This window comes from Opitutus sp. GAS368, from assembly GCF_900104925.1.
In the GTDB taxonomy this organism is placed as follows: Bacteria; Verrucomicrobiota; Verrucomicrobiia; order Opitutales; family Opitutaceae; genus Lacunisphaera.
Genome location: NZ_LT629735.1, coordinates 84,766 through 106,533, shown reverse-complemented (window position 1 = coordinate 106,533; position 21,768 = coordinate 84,766). Strand labels below are relative to the sequence as shown.

Below are 21,768 nucleotides of genomic sequence, written 5' to 3'. Positions count from 1 at the left end.
CCATGCCCTCTGCGGTCGGGCATCGCGTCAGTTGTTGAACCGGAACAAGGCCACGTCGCCGTCGGCGAAGACGTATTCCTTGCCCTCCAGCCGGTATTTGCCGGCCTCACGGGCGGCGGCGACGGAGCCAAGCCGGGTGAGATCGCTGTAGGAAACGATCTCGGCCTTGATGAAGCCCTTCTCGAAATCGGTGTGGATGACGCCGGCGGCCTGCGGCGCCTTCCAGCCTTTCCTGATCGTCCAGGCGCGCACTTCCTTCTCGCCGGCCGTGAAGTAGGTCATCAGACCGAGCAGCGCATAGGTGCCCTTGATGAGCGAGGACACGCCGGAGTCATCGACCCCGAGATCCTTGAGGAACGCCTTCGCCTCCTCCGGCGGCAGGTCGATGAGCTCGGCTTCGATCTTGGCGCTGATCGGCACATAGGCGGCGTCGTGATGCGTGCGGACATACTCCGCGACCTTCTGGACAAACTTGTTCTGCCCGGCGGTCGCGAGGTCGGACTCGGCGACATTGCACGCGAAGAGCACGGGCTTCGCCGTGAGCAGCTGGAACAGCTTCATCAGGACAATCTCCTCGGGCGTGGCGGGCAGGGTGTTGGCGGTCTTGCCGGCGTTGAGGTGCGGCTCAAGCTTTTGCAGCAGCGCCAGCTCGATGACGGCTTCCTTGTCGCCGGCCTTGGCGTTCTTCTGGGTCTTGGTCATGCGCTTGGCGACGGCGTCGAGGTCGGCCAGCACGAGTTCGGTCGTGATGACCTCGATGTCGCGGACCGGGTCCACGCCACCCATGGTGTGGACGACGTCGCTGTCCTCAAAGCACCGCACGACCTGCACGATGGCGTCGACCTCGCGGATGGTGGCGAGAAACTGGTTGCCCAAGCCTTCGCCCTTGCTGGCCCCGGCCACCAGGCCGGCGATGTCCACGAATTCGATGGCGGCGGGCACGACGACGTTCGTTTTGGCGATTTTCTGGAGGACGTAGGCGCGCTCGTCGGGGACGATCACCACGCCGACGTTCGGATCGATCGTGCAAAACGGGTAGTTGGCAGCCTCGGCCTTGCGGCTGCGGGTCAGGGCGTTAAAGAGGGTGGACTTGCCCACATTGGGGAGACCGACGATACCGGCTTTGAGCATAAAATTGAGTGCGTTAAGGGTCGGATGCAGGGGTGGCACTGGGGGCTTGACAAGGGCAAAGTTGTTCCGTCCATTCTGCCCCTTTTCCAACCGCAATTCCGTCTCCCGTTAAGCAACCAGATACATCAAATGGCACTCAAAATCCGTCTTTCCCGCGTCGGCACCAAGAACGAACCGCACTACCGCGTGGTCGTCGCCGAGGAGCGCTCCCGCCGCGATGGTGACGCCGTCGAACAGCTCGGCTCCTACAATCCCCGCGCCAAGGGCAACATGCTGACCATCAAGCTCGACCGTGTCGATTACTGGGTCTCGAAGGGCGCCAAGCCCACCGCGACCATGCACTCGATGATCAAGCGCGCCAAGCGGGCCGCGGCCGCCACAGCCTGATTATCTACACCAAGATCGCAAAGGACGCGAAGGCGTCCGTGGTGCAACCGGCCTCGGATCATTCCGGGGCCTTTTCATTTCGGGCCTTGGCGATCTTTGCGACCTTCGTGTAAATTCCTCTTCCATGCGCATCGACGTCCTGACGCTGTTTCCCCCCATGATCGACGGCTTCCTGTCCGAGAGCATGCTGGGCCGCGCCCAGGAGGCGAAGCTGCTCGAGATCAAGGTGCACAACCTGCGCGACTGGGCGACCGACAAGCACAAGACGACCGACGACCGGCCCTTTGGCGGCGGCGCCGGCATGGTGCTGAAGTGCGAACCGGTCTTCGACGCCATCGAGCAGGTTTCGACCCCGGGCTGCCGGCGCATCTACCTGACGCCCGACGGCACGCCGCTTTCGCCGGCCCTGGCCCTCGAACTCTCCCAGCAAAAACACCTCGTGCTTTTGAGCGGCCATTACGAGGGAATCGACCAGAGGATCCGGGAAAAAATCATCGATCAGGAGATCAGCATCGGGGATTATGTGCTTACCAACGGCACACTTGCGGCGGCGGTGGTCATCGATGCGCTGGCCCGTTTCATCCCCGGGGTGCTCGGGGAAGAAAAGTCGTTGACGACAGAAAGCTTCACCAGCAAGTTGCTCGACTTTCCTCAATACACGCGTCCCGCCGTTTATCGCGGCATGTCCGTGCCGGAAGTGCTCCTTTCGGGCAACCACGGCGAGATCGAGAAGTGGCGGCACGCGCAGCAGGTGGAAAAAACGCAGCAAGTCAGACCAGATTTACTCAAATAACTCCCAGCCATGAATCCCATCATCCAAGAAATCACCGCCAACCAGGTGAAACATAAAGTTGCGCCGTTCAAAGTCGGCGACGGTGTCCGCGTGCACACCAAGGTCCGCGAGGGTGACAAGGAGCGCGTGCAGGTTTTCGCCGGCGTCGTCATCGCCCACAAGGGCAGCGGCATCCACGAGACCTTCACCGTCCGCCGCATCAGCTACGGCGAGGGCGTCGAGCGCGTGTTCCCGGTGAACTCCCCGAACCTCGAGAAGATCGAGGTCGAGAAGGATTCCGAGCCGGGCAGGGCCCGCCTCTACTACCTCCGCGACCGCTCCGGCAAGGCCGCCATGGCCGTCAAGGAGAAGCGCTACGACTCCGAGGCCGCCAAGGCCTGAGTCTCAGGCAATTTGTTTTCTGTGGGCGGGATCACTGATCCCGCCCTTTTCTTTGGTGCACCTTGTGGGGTCGGCCCTTGGGCCGACCTTCAGCCACGGCAGAGGCGGTCGCTGACGAGGTCGGCGCGAGCGCCGACCCTACAAGCGATCGGCCGGATTTTTATGCCCAAAAATTGGGCTTTGCACGCCGTCCGCCCGCAGCGTAAATGAACATTCACACATTTCGCTCACACTTTTCCATGAAACTCCAGACTGAGATTCTCGCCCAAGCCGCCAACCAGGCCCGTGGCCTCGCCATTGACGCCGTCCACAAGAGTTCCTCCGGCCACCTCGGTCTGCCGTTGGGCTGCGCGGAGATCGGCGCCGTGCTCTACGGGCACGTGCTGGTCCACAACCCCGACGAGCCGCGCTGGCTCAATCGCGACCGCTTCGTGCTCTCCGCCGGCCACGGCTCGATGTTCCTCTACAGCTGGCTCCACCTGAGCGGCTACGACCTGTCGATCCAGGAGGTCAGCAACTTCCGCGTCCTCCACAGCAAGACGCCCGGCCATCCTGAGTTCCATGAGACGCCCGGCGTCGAGTGCACCACCGGCCCGCTGGGGCAGGGCATCGGCAACTCCGTCGGCCTGGCCATGTCCGGCCAGATGCTGGCCGCGCGCTTCAACGCGCCGGGCCACGAGATCTTCAACCACCACGTCATCTGTCTCGCGGGCGACGGCTGCATGCAGGAAGGCGTCGCCATGGAGGCGTGCGAGTTCGCCGGCCACCAGGGCCTCGACAACCTCATCCTCATCTACGACTCGAACGACGTCACGCTCGACGCCATGGCGGACAAGACGCAGAGCGAGAACACCGCGCTGCGTTTCAAGGCGATGCACTGGGACGTGCAGACCGTCGCCGCCGGCAACGACCTGGAGGCGATCTTCAAGGCCATCAACAAGGCCAAGAAGGCCAAGACCGGCAAGCCGCAGCTCATCATCGCGCGCACCCTCATCGCCAAGGGCATTCCCGAGGTCGCCGGCACCTCCAAGGGCCACGGCGAGGGTGGGGCGAAGTTCGCCGACAGCGCCCGCCGCGGCCTCGCGCTGCCCGAAGAGCATTTCTACGTGAGCGAGCAGGTCCGCGCCTACTTCGCCGACCACAAGAAGCGCCTCAAGCGCGCCCACGGCAAATGGAAGAAGGCCTTCGCCGCCTGGCGCGAGGCCCACCCCGCCAAGGCCGCGCTCCTCGACGGCGCCGGCCAGACCCCGAGCGCCGCGCACCTCCTGGAAAAAATCCCGCTGTTCCCGGCCGACGCCAAGCTCGCCACGCGCGCCGCTGGCAAGGACGTGCTGCAGCCCGTCGCGGCCGAGCTGCCCCTGCTGATCTCCGGCTCGGCCGACCTCCACGGCTCGACGCTCAACTACATCGCCGCCGACAAGGATTTCGACAAGACCAACCGCGCCGGCCGCAACCTGCGCTACGGCATCCGCGAGCACGCGATGGCCTCCATCAGCAACGGCGTCGCCTACGACGGCATCTTCCGCGCGTCGTGCGCGACGTTCCTCGTGTTCGCCGACTACTCGCGTCCCGCGATGCGCCTCGCGGCGCTGTCCAAGCTGCCGGTCGTCTATATCTACACGCATGATTCCATCGGAGTGGGCGAGGACGGCCCGACCCACCAGCCGGTGGAAACCGTTTCCGCCCTGCGCCTGATCCCGAACTTCGACGTTATCCGCCCCGCGGATCCGGAGGAGACCGCCGGCGCCTTTGCCGCGGCGATGGAACGCGTCGACGGCCCGACGCTGCTCGCGCTCACGCGCCAGGCGGTGCCGATGCTCAACGATTGCACGCCGCACGAACGGCGCGCCGGCGTGCTCAAGGGCGGCTACATCCTCCTCCAGGAAACCGCCCCGCTCACCCACATCCTGCTCGCGAGCGGCAGCGAGGTGCAGTGGGCTGTTGCGGCGGCCAAGGCGCTGGGCGGCGGCGCCCGCGTGGTCTCGATACCTTCGTTCCTGCGCTTCGATGCCCAGCCCGCGTCCTATCGCGAGGCGATCCTGCCTTCGTCGTGCCGGAAGCGCGTGGCGATCGAGGCGGGGGTAACCGCCCTCTGGAGCAAGTATGTCGGCCTCGACGGCAAGGTCGTCGGCATTGACCGCTTCGGCCTCAGCGCTCCCGGTAACATCGCCATGAAGGAACTCGGCATCACGGCCGAGGCCGTCGTCGCGGCGGCCAAGTCACTGTAAGCCAGGATTTAGGCGCAGTATTTTCAACCGGCCCCGGGGCCGGTTGTTTGTTTGGCGCGTAAAACCAGCCGTTCGCTGAATTTCACAAAACTATCCTTGCAAAATTCGTTAGGCGGCTAACTTTCAGGCGCCTGATAGTTTCGATTCCTCCGATAAATGCCTCATCTCCTGCTCAAAGACCTGCCGCGCTACGAATGCCTCCTCGAGGCCGCCAAGGAGTTTCCCGACCTTGATCCGTCGGCGGCCGAGGCGTTCCTGCACCTGCTCCACACGGGCGACGAGGTGTTCGGCGTGTCGGACCGCAGCCTGGCGGGGCACAACATTTCCCACGGCCGCTTCGGAGTGCTGATGCTGCTCTGGCGCAGCGTCCAGCCCCGGGCCGCGGCCCTGCTGGGCGCGGAGCCCTGTGTCGCCGGCCCGCGCACGCCGGCCGAACTGGCGGACGCCGCCGGTGTCACCCGGGCTACGATGACCGGACTGATCGATACCTTGGAGCGCGACGGCTACGTCAAGCGCGAGCCCGACCCGGTGGACCGCCGGCAGATGTCGGTGCTCCTCACGCCGCGTGGCGAAAAGTTCCTGATGGAATTCCTGCCCGGCCACTTCAAGGCCATCGCCGCCATCATGGCCCCGCTGACCGAGGCCGAGCGCAAGACGCTCGTCCGTCTCCTCGGCAAGGTCCAGCAGCAGGCCGCCGTCCTCAATCCCCGGCGCGAGGCCGCGTCCGTCGGCTGATCCCTTTTCCCGCTTCGATCCAACATCCCTCCACGCTATGCTTAAAAAATTCCTCATCGCCACGGGCGGCTTTGCCGTCGTTGTCCTCACGCTCGGCGCCATCAAGGTCGCCCAGATCAAGCAGATGTCCTCGGTCTCGCATGTGCCGCCGCCGGCCGCGGTCACCACGGCCGAAGCCAAGCCGATGGAATGGCACTCGTATCTCAAGGCCATCGGCACGCTGGCGCCGGTCGAGGGCGCGACGCTCAGCGCCGACGCCGATGGCATCGTGTCGCGCATCGTGGCCGACAGCGGCACGGCCGTGAAGGCCGGCGACCTGCTGGTCGAGCTCGACGCCAGCGTCGAGCAGGCGCAACTGGCCTCGGCCGAGGCGCAGGCCGACCTCGCCCGGCTCAATTACGAGCGCGCCAAGGATCTCTGGGCGCAAAAGAGCAATTCCAAGTCCGACCTGGACCTGGCCGAGGCCACCCTGAAGCAGAGTGCGGCCAACGCCGCCGCCTTGCAGGCCCAGATCGCCAAGAAACAGGTGCGCGCGCCCTTCGACGGTCGCGTGGGCATCCGCGTGGTCAACGTCGGTCAGTTCGTGCCCCGCGGCAAGGACATGGTCCCGCTCCAGAAGCTCGACCCGATCTACGTGAATTTCAATGTGCCGCAGCAGCAGCTGTCCGACCTCTCCCTCGGCCAGAAGGTTTCCGTCAGCATCGATGCGTTCGCGGGCCGGCTGTTCGAGGGTGGCCTTTCCGCCATCAACTCCGAGGTCGATCCATCCACGCGCAACATCTCCGTGCAGGCCAAGCTGGCCAACCCCGAGGAAAAGCTGCGGGCCGGCATGTTTGCCCAGGTCGAGGTTGAACTCCCGACCGGCGCCCCGCGGATCGTGGTGCCCGCCACCGCCATCAACTATGCGCCGTATGGCAACTCCGTCTTCATCGTCGAGAAGATGAAAGGCCCCGACGGCGCGGAATACCTCGGGGTTCGCCAGCAGTTCGTGAAGCTCGGCGACACCCGCGGCGACCTCATCACCGTCGAGGAAGGGATCAAGCCCGGGGAGCAGATCGTCATCGCGGGGGTCTTCAAGCTGCGCAACGGCATGTCCGTCCAGGTGAACAACACCTACCAGCCCACGAGCGATCCCGCGCCCAAGCCGGCCAATACCTGAGGCCCGCATTCCTCCGACAACCAACCGAGGCCTCCCCATGCTCTCCAAAAGTTTCACCGACCTCTTCATCCGCAAGCCGGTCATCGCGCTGGTGGTGAACGCCGTCATTCTCGTCGTGGGCCTCGTGGCCTACTTCAAGCTCAACACCCGCCAGTATCCCCGCAGCGACAGCGCTGTCGTCAACGTCAGCACGATTTACTTCGGGGCGAGCGCCGACACGGTCCGCGGCTACATCACCACGCAGCTCGAGCGCGCCGTGGCCAGCGCCGACGGCATCGACTACATCGAGTCGTCCAGCGCCGCGGGCGCCAGCAACATCAACGTCTACCTCCGGCTCAATTACGACACCAACGCCGCGCTCACCCAGATCAGCTCCAAGATCGACGCCGTCCGCAACCAGCTGCCGCCCGAGGCCGAGACGCCCACCATCTCGGTGCAGTCCAGCGACAACCAGTTCGCGTCGATGTATCTCGGGTTCTCGTCGGACACGCTCGACCAGAACCAGATCACCGACTATCTCGCCCGCCTCGTCCAGCCGCGGCTTTCGGCCGTCAAGGGCGTGCAGCGCGCCGACATCCTCGGCGGCCGCGTCTTCGCCATGCGCGTGTGGCTGAAGCCCGACCTGCTCGCCGCCCACGGCATCAGCCCGGCCGACGTCCGCCAGGCCCTCGCGGCCAACAACGCCCTCGCCGCCGTCGGCTCGACCAAGGGCTCGATGCTCAGCATCAGCCTCGTCGCCAACACCGACCTCAAGAACGTCGACCAATTCCGCAAGCTGGTCGTGGCCGAGAAGAACGGCACCATCATCCGTCTGGCCGACGTGGCCGACGTCGTGCTCGGCGCGGAGGACTACAACACCGAGGTCCGCTTCGGCGGCAAGACGGCCACCTTCATGGGCATCTGGGTGCTGCCGAACGAGAGCACCGTCGAGGTCATCAAGCGCGTGCGCGAGGTCATGCCCGAGATCGAGCGCGGCCTGCCCGCCGGCCTCAACGGCACCATCGCCTACGACGCCACGCAATACATCGACGATGCGTTGCACGAGATCGTGCACACCCTGCTCGAGACCCTGGCCATCGTCACCGTGGTCATCTTCCTCTTCATGGGCTCGCTGCGCTCGGTCCTGATCCCGATCGTGGCCATGCCGCTTTCCCTCGTCGGCGCGCTCTTCCTGATGCTCGCCTTCGGCTTCACGATCAACCTGCTCACGCTCCTCGCCGTCGTGCTCGCGGTCGGCATCGTGGTCGACGACGCCATCGTCGTCGTCGAGAACATCGAGCGCCACATCCGCGAGGGCCGGTCGCCGGTCGATGCCGCCATCCTCGGGGCGCGCGAGCTGGTTGGCCCCGTCATCTCGATGACGATCACGCTGGCCACCGTCTACGCCCCGATCGCCTTCCAGGGCGGTCTCACCGGCGCGCTGTTCCGGGAGTTCGCCATGACGCTCGCCGGCGCCGTGGCGGTGTCGGGCTTCGTCGCCCTCACGCTCTCGCCGATGATGAGCGCCTACCTGCTCAAGGACCATGCGCACGAGGAGCAGGGCCTCAGCGGCAAGATCAACCACCTGTTCGACCGCCTGCGCAACCGCTACGAGCACGTCCTGGGCCGGATGCTGTTGCCGCGGGAGGAACGGCGCGCTTCGTGGTCGGTGTTCTACTGGTCGTTCGTCGTCTGGATTCCGTTCTGGCTCGTCGCCCTGGCCTTCGTCGCTTTCGAGGGCGGCAGCCTGAAGGCGATGGCCGGCCCGCTGGCCGGCGGCATCGCCTTCGTCATCATCGTGGCCGCCCTGGCGGTCGTGGTGCTTGATTACCTGATGGGCCGCCGGTTCGCCTGGGTGCAATACGTCATCATCGGGGCCGGCCTGCTCGCGCTGCTGTTGGTGCCGTTCGGCATGTTCGCCCAGAAGGAACTCGCGCCGATCGAGGACCAGGGCGTGGTGTTCAGCGCGCTGCTGCCGGCGCCCACCGCGACCATCGACCAGAACATCATCTTCGCGAAACAGGTTCAGAAGATCTTCGAGAGCGTGCCCGAATATGACACCTCGTTCCAGGTCACCGGGCCGAACTTCGGCTTTTCCGGCATTCTGCTGAAGCCCTGGTCGGAGCGGAAACGCAACTCGGTCCAGATCATGCAGTCGCTGCAGGGGCCTTCTTCGCAGGTCGCGGGCCTGAATGTCTTCACGCAGACGCCGCCGCCGCTGCCCTCCGGCGGCCAGTATGACGTCGAACTCGTGCTTCGCTCGACGGCCGAGCACAGCGAGATGATGGAGTATGCCCAGAAGCTCGTGCTCTACGCCAACACCGAGGCCAACGCCGGCGGCGGGGCGCCGACCTTCTACTTCGCCGACAGCGACCTGAAGTTCGACCTCCCGCAGGTCGAGATTCAGATCGACAAGGACAAGGTCGCCTCGATGGGGCTCAACCTCAGCGACGTGGCGCGCGATCTCGGCTCGATGCTGGGCGGCGGTTACGTCAACCGCTTCGTCAACGACGGTCAGAGCTACCGTGTCATCCCGCAGGTTGAGCGCGGCCAGCGCCTCAATCCCGACCAGTTGCTCAACTACCATGTGCGCGGGCCCAACGGCCTGCTCATCCCGCTCTCGACCATCGCCACGCTCAAGCGCACGGTGCAGCCGCGCTCGCTCAACCGCTTCCAGCAGCTCAATTCCGTCAAGATCATCGGCGCCGGTCCCAGCGTGGACAACGCGCTCAAGAAGCTCGAGGCCAAGGCGGCCGAGATCCTGCCCGCGGGCTATTCCATCGACTACGGCGGCCAGTCGCGCCAGTTGCGCTACGAGGGCAACGCCCTCTGGCGCACCGGCCTGCTCGCGCTGCTGCTGATCTTCCTCGTGCTCGCGGCGCAGTTCAACAGCTTCCGCGACCCGTTTGTCATCCTGCTGGGCTCCGCGCCGCTGGCCATCGTCGGCGCCATGCTGCCGGTCTTTCTGGGCAAGACCTCGCTGAACATCTACTCCCAGATCGGCCTGATCACCCTCGTGGGCCTCATTTCGAAGAATGGCATCCTGGTCGTCGAGTTCGCCAACTCGCTCCAGGAGCAGGGGGTCGCCAAGCTCGAGGCCATCCGGCGCGCCGCCGCGACCCGCCTGCGCCCCGTGCTCATGACCTCCGCCGCCACCGTCTTTGGTCACCTCATGCTCATCTTCGTGACCGGTCCCGGCGCCGCCGCCCGTAACAGCATCGGCTGGGTGCTCGTCGTGGGCATGGCCGTCGGCTCGATCTTCACGCTCTTCGTCGTGCCGGCGTTCTATATGCTCATCGCGGCCGATCACTCCGCCCGCAAGGTTCCGGAATCCGCCCTCGTCGCCGAGCCCGTTCTTGCCAAGTGACCCGCCATTTCCTTTCATGAACTTTCCTATGCGCCGCTTCCTCCCGTTTCTTTTCGCCACGAGCCTGCTGGTTGGGCCCGCCGCCCGCGCCCAGCTCAATGACGGCAAGCCCGACCCGAACTTCCCCGTGCCTGATGCCCTGGACCTGCCTTATGCCCTGGCGTTCGCGCTCGATAACAACTTCACCATCCGGCAGGCCAAGGAGAGCATCCGGCAGCAGGAGGGCGTGGTCCTCCAGGTCCGCTCCGCGGAGATCCCGAACGTCTCCGCCACCGGCGGTTACCAGCGCAATGCCGTCGCCGTCGGTCCGACCGGCGAGGACCGCTACTGGTCCTTCAACATCACCGCCAAGCAGACCCTTTACGCCGGCGGCGGGGTGGTCGCCAGTGTGAAGAGCCAGCAGCTCACCCTCGATGCGGCCGTGCTTGCCCTGCAGGCCGTCATCAACGACGCGCTGCTCGATGTCCGCACGCGCTTCTACACCGTCATCCTCAGCCGGGAGAAGATCAAGGTGGAGGAGCAGAACGTCGAGCTCCTCCAGCGCCAGCTGCAGGACGTGAAGAACCGCTTCGAGGCCGGCACCGTGTCGAACTTCGAGGTGCTTCGCGCCGAGGTCGCCCTGGCCAACGCCCAGCCGGCGTTGATCACGGCGCGCAACGACTACCGGCTCTCCATCGAGACCCTGCGCCAGTCCCTCGGCTTCGTGACCGCCAACGAACCCAATGTCACCAAGATCCCCGAGTTTGTCGGCACCTTGGATTTCACGCCCGCCAGCTTCGATTTGCGGTCCGCGCTCGCCACCGCGCGCGAACAGCGGCCCGACCTGAAGCGCCTCCAGCAGCTCACGACGGCGGCCGAGCAAAGCGTGATTTCGAACCGCGCCGGCTATTTCCCGAACCTCGCGCTCTTCGGCGCCTATGATTGGAAGAAGGCCGCCGGTTCGAACGGGTTTCCGGGCGATCGGGATGGTTGGACCGTCGGCCTGGCGTCCTCGTGGAATGTCTTTGACGGCCGCGCCACGGCCGGCCGGGTCATGCAGGCCCGTTCGTTTCTCGAGCAGGCGAAACTCGCGCTGGCCGCGACCCAGCTGTCCGTCGATGTCGAGGTTCGCCGCGCGATCTCCACCTTCCAGCAGGCGACCGAACTGGCCGAGGCCTCGAAGAAGGTCATCGAGCAGGCCGAGGAGGCCGTCCGCCTGGCCAACGCGCGCTACAGCGCGGGCACGGCGACCCAGCTCGATGTGCTGACCGCACAGACCGACCTCACTACCGCCCGCCTCAATCAGATCCAGGCCTACTACACCTACGATGTGGCGGTCGCCACGGTCCGCCGGGCCATGGGTCTGTCCGACGAGATGCGGCCCGTGGGCGAGGTGAAATATCCCGCCAAGTGACAGGCCTCCGGGCTCCACAGCCAAGGCCGCCCCGGGGCGGCCTTTTTTTTGCGCCCGGCGGTTCTTTTCTGAGTCGCCCGGGGCGCGCAACCTCCGTCACACTCGCGTGTCGTTAATCCACCGTTCATGAAGCCGGCCCGCTTGCTGCTCATCATCCTCGGCGTCTTCCTCGCGCTGGTCCTCGTGGCCGGCGGGGTGGCCCTTGTGCCGGCGGTGCAACGCTGGGCGGTGCTGCGCGTCGTGCGCGGCACGCCGGGACTCAAGTTTGAGGCGGCGACCGTCGCCGCCGGCTTGAGCCGGATCAGCCTGGCGGGTGTGAAGCTCGAGAAAAACGGCCTCACGGTCGAGCTCGGGCAGTTGGACGCGGACTACTCGCTCTGGTCATTGGCGTTCAGCCGTCGCCTCGCCGTCGGCCGGCTGACCGGCCGCGGCCTGCTGGTGGATGCCAGCCGGATTTCGCGCCCCAAAGCCGGGGCCGCCGCCGCCGGCGTGCCCGCGGCGGCGCCGGGCCTGCTGGGGCAGGTCGAGCTCCCGTTTGAACTCGTGCTGGGTGACTGCCTTCTCGAGGGCCGGGTCCTGCTGCCCGGGTCGGCCGGAAGCCCGCCGGTCGCGGTGGAATACAAGGTCACCGGCGGCCAGCTGGCGCCGGGGCAGGAGGGGACGCTGGTCCTGGCCACGACCCTGAAGAACCCCGCGGCCGAGGCCCACGTGGCCACGCTCCGCGCCACGGTCACCTTGCGCCTGCGAGAGACCGATCACCGGACCTTCGGGCGCGTCGGGCTGACCGCGGTCGTGGATGCGGAGGGCAGGAATCTTTCCGGGCAGGAACAGTTGAAGGCCACGGCCGCGCTCGAGGAAACTTCCGCCGGCGAAAGCTACGAGCTCAGCGTGGACACGCTCATCGGGGGCGTCGCCGGGAATCTGCTGACGGTGCACGCCGTGCTGCCGGCGGGCGGCAAGGAATACGCCGGGGAGTGGAAGGTGCTGGCGCACACCGCCCAGGTGGAGCCGTTCTTCCTTGGCGCCGCGCTGCCCGAGTTCAACGCCCGCGGGGAGGGGCGCTTCGCTTTCAATCCCTCGACCGCCGCCGCCAGCCTCCAGGGTGGCCTGGCGGCGGACGTCAGCGGGCTGGAAACGCTCGAACCCGCCTGGCGGGCGCTTGGTCCCGTCAAGATCGCGGCGCAGTTCGATCTGGCCGAGGCGGACGGTGTCGCACGGTTGAACGAGCTCAAGGTTTCGCTGGCGGGCGAGGCGCCCGTGCTCGAGCTGTCGGCGGCGCGCGCCGCCGAGATCAATTTCAAGGAACGCCGCCTGCAGGTCGGTGGCGCGGCGCCCGGCGAGGCCCTGACCCTGACGCTCCACGGCCTGCCCCTGGCGTGGGTGCGGCCGTTCGTGCATACCGCCGATGTGTCCGGCGGGATGATCACCGGCCAGCTGGCGATCACCGGCGAGGCCGACCGCGTGCTGCTGCGCGCCGTGCAACCGCTGCGTGTCGGGCAGCTGAATGTCGTCCAGGCCGGCGTCCCGCTCCTGATCAAGGCGGACGTCACGCTGGGCTTTGAAGCCGTGTTGACGGCGAAGGAGCTCACGGCGGTCGTCAGCGACTTCACCCTGCAAACCCCGGCGGGGGACACGCTGTCGGCGCAGGCCAGGGTCGCGCTGCCGGTCGGACCCGATCCGTCCGTCTCCGTCGTCGCCAAATATGCGGCGGACCTGCCGACGCTGCTGGCCCCGTGGCTGCCCCTCGGGCGCGTCAAGGCGGCCGGCGAGGCGGACTTCACGCTGGCGGGGGAAAAGCTGGAGCTGCACCAGCTGCGGGCCGGGGTGACGGATGTCGCCGGGCACGATCTCTGCAAGGTCGCCGCGCTCCGGCCGTTCACCTTTGATCTCGCCACCCGTCGCGCCGAGGTGGCCGGGACCGTTGGCGCCGTCGAGTTGCTGCGCGTGACGCTCGACCGCATGCCCCTGGCCGCGCTGCCGCTGACCCTCCCGGGCACGAAGCTTGGCGGGGTCGTGACCCAGGGCGAATTGGTGCTCGCGCTGGACGGGGACAAGCTGACCGTGCGTTCGCCGGCGGCATTCAAGTTGGCCGAGGTTTCGCTCACGGAGCAGCGGCAGCCGGCGCTCGCCGGCCTGAGCTTCGAGGCCCGGCCGGTGTTTGAACTGGCGGGCGGCGCCAACGCGCGTTTCCAGACGGGGGACATCACGGTGCGCAACGCCGCGGGGGACCTTTTGCTGACGGCCAAGGGCGAGGCGACCCATGCTCCCGGCACCGGCTTGCAGGGTGCGTTGAGCTTCACGCTCGAGGTGCCGGCGCTCGCCACGCAGCCGATTTTTGCCGGCGCGCAGGCCGTTTCGGCGGGGCGGGCCAGCGGCGAGGTGCGCGTGGCCCTCGGTTCGGCCCGGCAGATCGAGGCCCGTCTGACGGTCAACGGCTTGGTGGCGGCGGGCACCGGCGCAACCCTGCCGGTGGCCAACCTCAGCTTCCGCGCCGTGGCCCAGGCGGATGGGAGGTTCAGCGTGCAGGCGCCGCTCCTCCTCGACCGGGGGGGCCAGCGGTCCGATTTGAATTTCTCCCTGGACCTCACGCCGGCGGGTCGCGGGTTCGCGATCAGCGGCGGGCTGACCGGCGAACACGTGGAGCTGGCCGACGTCCTGGCGGTGCTCGGCGTCTTTGCGGCCCCGGCCACGGCGGCCGGCGCGAAACCGGCCGAAACCGTGGCTGCGGCCCCGGCGCCGCTCGTCGCGGACATCGCGCCGCCCTGGTCGCATTTCACCGGCCGGCTGGGCCTGGACGTGAAGTACGTCGTCCGCGGCGCCGACTGGGCGATGACCGGGCTGACCGGCCAGGTCGTCATCGAGTCGGCGGACGTCACGCTGCAGAAGCTCGAGGCCGCCTTCGGCGAAAAAGGCCGCTTCGCGGCGAAGGCGCTCCTCAGTTTCACCAAGGGCGCGTCACCCTATGAGCTGACGGGGAACTTCGCCCTGACCGAATTCGACGCGGGCAAGCTCTTCAAGGCGCTCGAGCCGGCCAAGCCGCCGACGGTCGAGGGTGTTTTCACCGTGGCCGGGAATTTCACGGGCACCGGCGAGACACTGAGCCGCACCCTGGAGCGCAGCCGCGGCTCGTTTGAGCTGACCAGCCGGGCGGGCGTCTTCCGCGGCCTGCAACGCACCACCAACAAGGTCTCGATGGCCACCAAGGCCGTGGATCTCGTCGGCTCGCTGTTCGGTTCCAGCAAGGTGGTGGAAAAGGTCGCCGGGTCGGCCTACGTTGTCGACCAGCTGGCGCAGGCGCTCGGCGAGTTCAACTACGACCAGTTGAGCGTGAAACTGACGCGCGACGAATCGCTCAACGTGGCGCTGGAGGACATCAGCCTCGTCGCGCCCGAGATCCGGCTGGTCGGGAAGGGCACGGTCACCTATGCGGCGGACAAGCCGCTGTTGGAGCAGCCGCTCAAGGCCTCGCTCGCGCTGGCCGCGCGCGGCAAGATCGAGGAGCAGCTCGGCAAGCTGCGCGCCCTCAGCGGGGCCCGCGACGAACTGGACTACGCGAAGGCGAAGGAAGCGGTCACGTTTGGCGGCACGCTCCTGCGGCCCGACCCCACGGCCTATTTCGCGCGGCTCGCCGCCAGCAAGCTGACCGACCTGCTGACCCCGGACAATTGAGTTGAAGGTGGAGCGCGGACTCCGTTCCGCGCTTGGGTTGTAGGGGCGCCGCTCGCCGGCGCCCGGGCGTGGTCAAGGCAAGTCCCTACCGGGTGACAGCCGGGGCTTGTCGTCTGTCCCCATTCTACCAACACTGCCCGCGATGAATTCACGCATTTTCGGCAAAACGGGCCGGCTTGTCAGCGAAATCGGCCTCGGCACTTGGCAACTCGGCGGCGGGTGGGGCGATGTCACCGACGAGGCGGCGCTGGCCACGCTGCGCGCGGCCTACGAGGCCGGCACGACCTTCTTCGACACGGCCGATGTTTATGGCGACGGCCGGAGCGAGACGCTCATCGGGAAATTTCTCCGCGAGGCGAAGTTGCGCGACCGGGTCTTTGTCGCCACCAAGCTCGGCCGGCGCGGCGACCCCGGCTGGCCGAAGAACTTCACCCGTGAGGTCGTGCGGAAGCACACCGAAGACTCGCTGAAGCGCCTGGGGATCGAGGCGCTCGATCTGACGCAGTTCCATTGCGTGCCGCCGGAGGTGCTCAGGCGCGGCGAGCTGTTCGGCTGGCTGGCCGAGCTGCAGCGCGAGGGGAAGATCCGGGCCTACGGTGCCAGCGTCGAGGCCATGGACGAGGCGCTGTGGTGTTGCGCCCAGCCCGGTTGCGCCGCGCTCCAGATCATCTTCAACCTCTTCCGGCAAAAGCCCGTCCACACGCTCTTCGACGCCGCCCGCCGCAGCGGCGTGGCGCTCATCGTCCGCCTGCCGCTCGCGAGCGGGCTCCTCGGCGGCAAGATGACCGCGCAGACGAAGTTCCCGGCGAACGACCACCGCAACTTCAACCGCGACGGCCAGCAGTTCAATGTCGGCGAAACCTTCGCCGGCCTGCCGTTCGAGAAGGGCGTGGCCTTGGCCGATGCGCTCAAGCCGCTCGTGCCGGCGGGCATGACGATGGCGGAATTCTCGCTACGCTGGTGCCTCGATTTCGAAGCGGTGAGCGTGCTCATTCCCGGCGCGCGCAACCCGGCCCAGGCGCTGGCGAATGCGCGGGCCTCGGTGCTCGCCCCGCTCGGCGCCGACCGGCACGTGAAGCTCGCGGCCTTCTACGAACGCGAGGTCGCCGCCCACATCCGCGGGCCGTATTGATGGGACGAGAACCACGAATGGACACGAATAGACACGAATTGAGGAGACGGATGCCGCTGTCCGATGGATCGGGTTCATTGATTTCATTCGTGTTAATTCGTGTTAATTCGTGTTCATTCGTGGTTACCTGGATCGATTAGTCCATGATCGCCGCCGTCCATTTCCGGAACTTCAAGGCCCTGCGCTCGGCGGCGGTGCGGCTGGAGCCATTCAATCTCTTCATCGGTCCCAACGGCAGCGGCAAGACCAGCCTCATCCAGGCGTTGCTGCGGTTGCGCACGCTCGCGGGGCTGCCGGTGGTGCACGGCCACGATCTCCAGGGCCAGAAGCCCGCGGGCCCGCAGATCGAGTTTCATTTCGTCCCGCCGTTCCAGAACGTCCGGGTGACGCTGGGCTGCACCTCCGACGAACTCGTTTGCAACCTGTTGGTTGTCGACCATCCACCGGGCATCGCCGGGGAAGGCCAGTGGGCGGAACTGCGCACCAAGCTGCAGGGCATCCGCGCCTACCTGTTCGATCATTACGCCATGGCGGTGCCGGCCAAGCGCAGCGATGGCGCCGAGCTGGCGTCCAATGCCGGCAACCTCGCCGCCGTGCTCGCGCTGCGGCGCGAGCAGGCTTCGGTCGCGCTGAAGGCGCTGGAAGAGGACTTCTGCCGGATCCTGCCGGAGTTCGGCGGGCTGGATTTTCGCGACGCCGGCGACGGCCGCGTGGAACTGGTCGCGCGGCTGGCCGGTGGCGATGAGCGCATCGCCGCTGACAGCCTGTCCCAAGGCACGCTCTATCTGCTCGCCACGCTCACCCTGGCGCACACCCCGGCGCCGCCGACGGTGGTGTGTCTCGAGGAGGCTGACCGCGGCGTGCACCCGCGCATGCTGCGCGAGGTGCGGGATGCGCTTTACCGGCTGAGTTACCCGAAGGACGCGGGCATGGAGCGTGTGCCGGTACAGGTCGTCACGACGACGCATTCGCCTTACCTGCTCGACCTGTTCAAGGAGCATCCGGACGAGGTCGTGCTCGCCAGCAAGTCGGGCAACGCGGCCACCTTCATGCGGCTGTCGGAGCGCACCGACCTGCTGGACCTGATGAAAGAGACGCACCTCGGCGACCTGTGGTATAGCGGCATCCTGGGCGGCGTGCCGGGGGAGTGAGCGCGAAGCGCTCACGGAGACCTGAGACCTGAAACCTGAGACCTGAAAATTAGATGCCCTCGCTCCTTTCAATATCGTCGCCGGCAACCCGCGTTCGCCACTTTCGACTCAGGCTATCCGGCAATGTTTCCGGATGCATTGGTTTCAGGTCTCAGGTCTCAGGTTTCAGGTTTTCCGGATCGCGATGAATATCGCGATCCTCAGTGAGTCACCGGCGGATGAGGCGGCGTTGCGCGTGCTGGTCGGCTATGTGATCGGGCAGGGGTTCAACCAGATCTCGCCGTCGCTGCGGGCCCGGGGCTGGCCGTCGGTCGAGCTGGTGCTGCCTGCCATCCTCCGGCACCTGCATTTCAACACCAATGCCGACGGGCTGGTCGTCGTGGTGGACTCGGACGACTCGCCGGTGCACTCGGCGGAGCACGAGGCGCCGGGTTATTATCATCCCTATTGTCGGATCTGCCGGCTGCGGGCGGTTTTCCGGCGGACCCTCAAGAACCTGCCTCCGGCCCGCGGTCGCGACCGGGTGCTGCGGGCGGTGGGCGTGTGCGTGCCGGCGCTCGAGGCCTGGCTGCTCTGCGGGCGGGACACGTCGGTCACGGAGCAGGCGTGGGTGGACGGGATGGCGTCCGGCCGGCTGCCCTACACCCGGCGCGAGCTGAAGCGGCGGGTCTACGGCACGGAGCGGCCCGCGTTGCCGTTTGAAATGAAGCGGATGGTGCAGGAGGTGAGCCGGCACCACGGCGACGTGCGCCGGTTGGAGAATGATTTCCCCCAGGGCTTCGGTTGTCTCGCGCGGGATTTGCGGAGCTGGAAAGTTGGGTAGGGCGGTCGTCCCGACGAGTCGCGGCTCATCCGGAGGATTCGCCCTACCAAAGGTCTTGCCCCGCGTCAGGCGGGTCGCACTGTTTGAAACGTTCACCCCGCATGAAATCCCCACATGTCCCGTTGACGGCGCGGCCTTTGCCGCCGGCAAGCTTGGTGGCCGAATTGTGGCGGGACAGTCCGCTGCGGCGCACGACCTACGGCATCATGTTTTTCTTCGGGCTGGGCGCTTATCTCGGACTGTTTCTCCTACGATGGAACCTGGGCTTATGGCTTGCCGGTGCGGGTGTGGGAGTGGTCCTTGGGGCGGGAGCCGCGGGCCTTGTTTCACGTCGCGGGCCCGAGCTCGGCCTCGTGCCGCTCGGCGGCATCGTGCTCATTGCCGCGCTGGCGACGCTGGGTCGTGATGGGCACGACTTGGCGTTCGCCTGGTGGTTTGGGGTGGCGGGTTTTGGCTGCGGGTTGTTTCTGGTGCCGCTGTTCAGTTATGTGCGGGGGAATGCGGGCGGCGCGGTGCGCGCCTTGGTGGCACTCGCCATACCGGCATTGGGGGCGGTGGCAGTAGGCGCGGCATTGTATTGTTTGCTGGCCACACCGGCGGGATTGAACTGGCAGCCGTTCCGGCAGTTTCGCCTGCTGGCCGGGCTTACGCTGTTCATGACCCTGTTCGCGCTGTATCACCTGCCGCACCAGACGGTGTGCGCCGTGATGCGCCTCATCGGTGCGCTGTTCTACCGCGTGAAGGCGCTGGGCACGGTGAACGTGCCGGCGGGCGGCGCGCTGGTGCTGTGCAACCACCTGTCCTATGTGGACGCCGTCGTGCTGCAGATCGCCTCGCCGCGGCCGCTGCGCTTCGTGGCCTTCGCGGGCTTCGCGAAAAGCCCGGTCGTGCGCTACCTCTTCCGCGCCGCGGGGGTCATCCCGGTCAATCCCAACAAGCCCCTGAAGGGCATCCGCCTCGCCTGGGACGCCCTGCAGGCGGGCGAACTGGTCTGCGTCTTCCCCGAGGGCGCCATCTCGCGCACCGGGCAGCTGATGGAGCTGCGCCGCGGGTTCGAGACCATCGTCCAGCACGCGAAGGTCCCGGTGGTGCCGGCGGCGATCGACGGCCTGTGGGGCTCGGTCTATTCCTTCGCTGGCAACCGCTACCTCTGGAAGTCGCCGCGCCTGATGCCGACGCACGTGTGCGTCGTGTTCGGCCCGCCGATCCCGAGCGAAAAGGCCGATGTCGCGCACATGCGCAAGGCCATGCTCGACGTGGGCGAGGAGGCTTTCCAGGAGCGGCCGATGCTCAAGCGCCACCTCGGCCGCGAGATCGTCCGCTCGCTCGCCAAGCGCCCGCGGCACATCGAGCTCGTGGACCGCACCGCCGAGCGCCGGGCGGTTTCCGCCGCGCAGTTGCTCGCGGTGGCGGCGACGTTGTCGCGTTACCTCCGGAAGACCGTCCCGGGGAAACGCATCGGCATCGTGCTGCCGCCGGGCGCCGGGGCGCACATCGCCAACCTTGCCGTCGCCTTTGCCGACAAGGTGCCGGTCAACCTCAACTTCACCGCTGGCAGGACCGCCATCGAGGCCTCGCTCAAGCTGGGCGAGATCGACACCGTCATCACGGCCGACGCCATGCGGGCCAAGGTGCCGAATTTCCCGTTTCCCGCCAACACGCTCGACCTGAAGCAGGCCATCGAGGCCGCGGGCGGCAAAATCGCCATCCTGCCGTGGCTGCTCGCGGCGTGGCTGCTGCCGAACCAGTGGGTGGCCAACCTGCTCGGCCTGCCCAAGCAGGGCGACAACGAGGAGGCCGCGCTGCTCTTCACCAGCGGCAGCTCGGGCGAACCGAAGGGCGTCGTGCTCACGCACCGCAACCTTTTCGCCAACTGCGCGCAGATTTCCTCGCTCTCGATCCTGCCCGACACGGCCGTGCTGATGGCGTGCCTGCCGGTGTTCCATTCGTTCGGCTTCACCGTGACGCTGTGGTATCCGCTGCTGCGCGGCTGCATGGTGGTCACCGTGCCGAGCCCGCTCGACACCAAGAAGATCATCGAGGCCATCCAGCAGGAGCAGGCGACCGTCATGCTCGGCGCCCCGACCTTCGTGCGGCCATTCCTCAAGAAGGCCAGCAAGGAGGAACTCAAGTCGCTCACCCTCGTCGTTACCGGCGCGGAGAAACTGACGATGGATCTCTACGAGGCCTTCCTCGGGCAGTTCGGCATCGAGATTTTGCAGGGCTACGGCCTGACCGAGACGACGCCCGCGACCAACATCAACCAGCACAATCCGCCCATCACGACGTCCACCGCCGCGGAGCAGCTGGGCAAGCGCAAGGGCGCGGTCGGCCGCCTGATGCCGGGCATGACGGCGCGCATCGTGGACCCCGACACCGGCGAGGAACTGCCCATGACCTCGACCGGCATGCTCTGGCTGCGCGGGGCGAATGTGTTTCCCGGCTACCTCAAAGATCCGGAGAAGACAGCGACGGCGCTCAAGGACGGCTGGTTCATCACGGGCGACCTCGGGCGCTTCGACCACGACGGCTTCCTGTTCATCGAGGGCCGGCTGTCGCGGTTCTCCAAGATCGGCGGCGAGATGGTGCCGCACGGCACGATCGAACAGCGGATCCTCGATCTCTTCGGCTGGGACCAGCACGACGGACCTGTCGCAGCCATCACGGGTATTCCCGATTCCAGCAAGGGCGAGGCGCTCGTGCTGCTGACGACGCAGGACATCACGCTGGAACAGCTGCGCTCGAAGCTGCTCGAGTCCGGCCTGCCGAATCTCTGGGTGCCGAAGATCCTGCGGAAGGTGGACAGGATCCCGATGCTCGGCACCGGCAAGACCGATCTCAAGGGCGTTCGCACGCTGGCGATCGAGCTGACGAAGGAAACGGCGGAAGCGTGAGGAGAGACCTGAGAGCTGAAACCTGAGACCTGAAGTTCAGGCCGCGGAGATTAGGGAGTGTTTTCAAACCCAACAAATATCCGTTTCCTGTCATTCTGAACGAAGTGAAGAATCCATGCGTTCGTTCGCGATATGGCCTTCGTTGCCATGGATCCTTCGCTCCGCTCAGGATGACAAACCGGGTTTGAAAACACTCCCTAGTGGTAGGGGCCGTTGCCCTCAACGGCCCTTGGGACACGGCGCCGAAAGGCGGTTGAGGGCAACCGCCCCTACCAAGAGGCGGAATTGTGTTCCCGCCCCTGAACGGCCCGCAGGGACGCGGGCCCTCCAAAAGAAAAGACCTGAATCCCGAGTTGTCTCAGGTTTGTTGCGCCATCTCCGCGCAACGATCCGTAGCTCTCAAGTTTCAGATTTCGTCTTTTAGATCGTCATCGTCTTGAACAACTCGGGCTTGCACAGCGGCTGCCTGGCCTCGGTGGCGGGTTCGTTGAAGGCGGTGGGTGCAAATGGCTTGTCGTGCCACTGCTGCGCGCTAGGGTGCGGGGC

At 66.6% G+C, this 21,768-nt stretch carries 14 protein-coding genes; 13 read left to right on the top strand and 1 reads right to left on the bottom strand.

Features of this window, described 5'->3' with window-relative positions; genetic code table 11:
- Positions 1-27: 27 nt before the first annotated feature.
- Positions 28-1,131 (bottom strand): redox-regulated ATPase YchF, encoded by a 1,104-nt coding sequence (gene ychF, locus BLU29_RS00440; protein ID WP_091054622.1) that lies wholly within the window; start codon positions 1,129-1,131, stop codon positions 28-30.
- A gap of 129 nt (positions 1,132-1,260) precedes the next feature.
- Here ychF and rpsP point away from each other — a divergent pair, with 129 nt between their 5' ends.
- From rpsP to BLU29_RS00375, 13 genes are all read left to right on the top strand, one after another.
- On the top strand, positions 1,261-1,518 hold the full coding sequence (gene rpsP, locus BLU29_RS00435) for a 30S ribosomal protein S16 (RefSeq protein WP_091054621.1): 258 nt from the start codon (positions 1,261-1,263) through the stop codon (positions 1,516-1,518).
- Between the two features lie 124 nt (positions 1,519-1,642).
- Positions 1,643-2,311, top strand: a complete 669-nt coding sequence (trmD, locus tag BLU29_RS00430; protein ID WP_091054620.1) for a tRNA (guanosine(37)-N1)-methyltransferase TrmD — start codon at positions 1,643-1,645, stop codon at positions 2,309-2,311.
- Positions 2,312-2,320: 9 nt separating this feature from the next.
- Positions 2,321-2,692: a 50S ribosomal protein L19 gene (gene rplS / locus BLU29_RS00425; protein ID WP_091054619.1), complete on the top strand. Its 372-nt coding sequence runs from the start codon at positions 2,321-2,323 to the stop codon at positions 2,690-2,692.
- A gap of 239 nt (positions 2,693-2,931) precedes the next feature.
- Positions 2,932-4,920 (top strand): transketolase, encoded by a 1,989-nt coding sequence (gene tkt / locus BLU29_RS00420; protein ID WP_091054618.1) that lies wholly within the window; start codon positions 2,932-2,934, stop codon positions 4,918-4,920.
- A gap of 156 nt (positions 4,921-5,076) precedes the next feature.
- Positions 5,077-5,655, top strand: a complete 579-nt coding sequence (locus tag BLU29_RS00415; protein WP_091054617.1) for a MarR family transcriptional regulator — start codon at positions 5,077-5,079, stop codon at positions 5,653-5,655.
- Between the two features lie 37 nt (positions 5,656-5,692).
- Positions 5,693-6,814: an efflux RND transporter periplasmic adaptor subunit gene (locus tag BLU29_RS00410; protein ID WP_091054616.1), complete on the top strand. Its 1,122-nt coding sequence runs from the start codon at positions 5,693-5,695 to the stop codon at positions 6,812-6,814.
- A 37-nt stretch (positions 6,815-6,851) separates the two neighbouring features.
- Positions 6,852-10,160 carry an efflux RND transporter permease subunit gene (locus tag BLU29_RS00405; RefSeq protein WP_091054615.1) on the top strand — a complete coding sequence of 1,103 codons (3,309 nt, stop codon included), beginning with the start codon at positions 6,852-6,854 and terminating at the stop codon, positions 10,158-10,160.
- Positions 10,161-10,188: 28 nt separating this feature from the next.
- A complete protein-coding gene (locus tag BLU29_RS00400; RefSeq protein ID WP_172830173.1) occupies positions 10,189-11,553 on the top strand; it encodes a TolC family protein in 1,365 nt (454 codons plus the stop codon).
- A 126-nt stretch (positions 11,554-11,679) separates the two neighbouring features.
- The gene (locus BLU29_RS00395) at positions 11,680-15,222 is read left to right on the top strand and encodes an AsmA-like C-terminal region-containing protein (RefSeq protein ID WP_091054613.1); all 3,543 of its coding nucleotides are present in this window, start codon (positions 11,680-11,682) and stop codon (positions 15,220-15,222) included.
- A gap of 142 nt (positions 15,223-15,364) precedes the next feature.
- Positions 15,365-16,354, top strand: a complete 990-nt coding sequence (locus tag BLU29_RS00390) for an aldo/keto reductase (protein WP_091054612.1) — start codon at positions 15,365-15,367, stop codon at positions 16,352-16,354.
- Positions 16,355-16,497: 143 nt separating this feature from the next.
- Positions 16,498-17,505 (top strand): AAA family ATPase, encoded by a 1,008-nt coding sequence (locus tag BLU29_RS00385; RefSeq protein WP_091054611.1) that lies wholly within the window; start codon positions 16,498-16,500, stop codon positions 17,503-17,505.
- Between the two features lie 184 nt (positions 17,506-17,689).
- Positions 17,690-18,328 carry a hypothetical protein gene (locus BLU29_RS00380; RefSeq protein ID WP_091060798.1) on the top strand — a complete coding sequence of 213 codons (639 nt, stop codon included), beginning with the start codon at positions 17,690-17,692 and terminating at the stop codon, positions 18,326-18,328.
- Between the two features lie 101 nt (positions 18,329-18,429).
- Positions 18,430-21,222 (top strand): AMP-binding protein, encoded by a 2,793-nt coding sequence (locus BLU29_RS00375; protein WP_231962278.1) that lies wholly within the window; start codon positions 18,430-18,432, stop codon positions 21,220-21,222.
- Positions 21,223-21,768 lie beyond the last annotated feature (546 nt).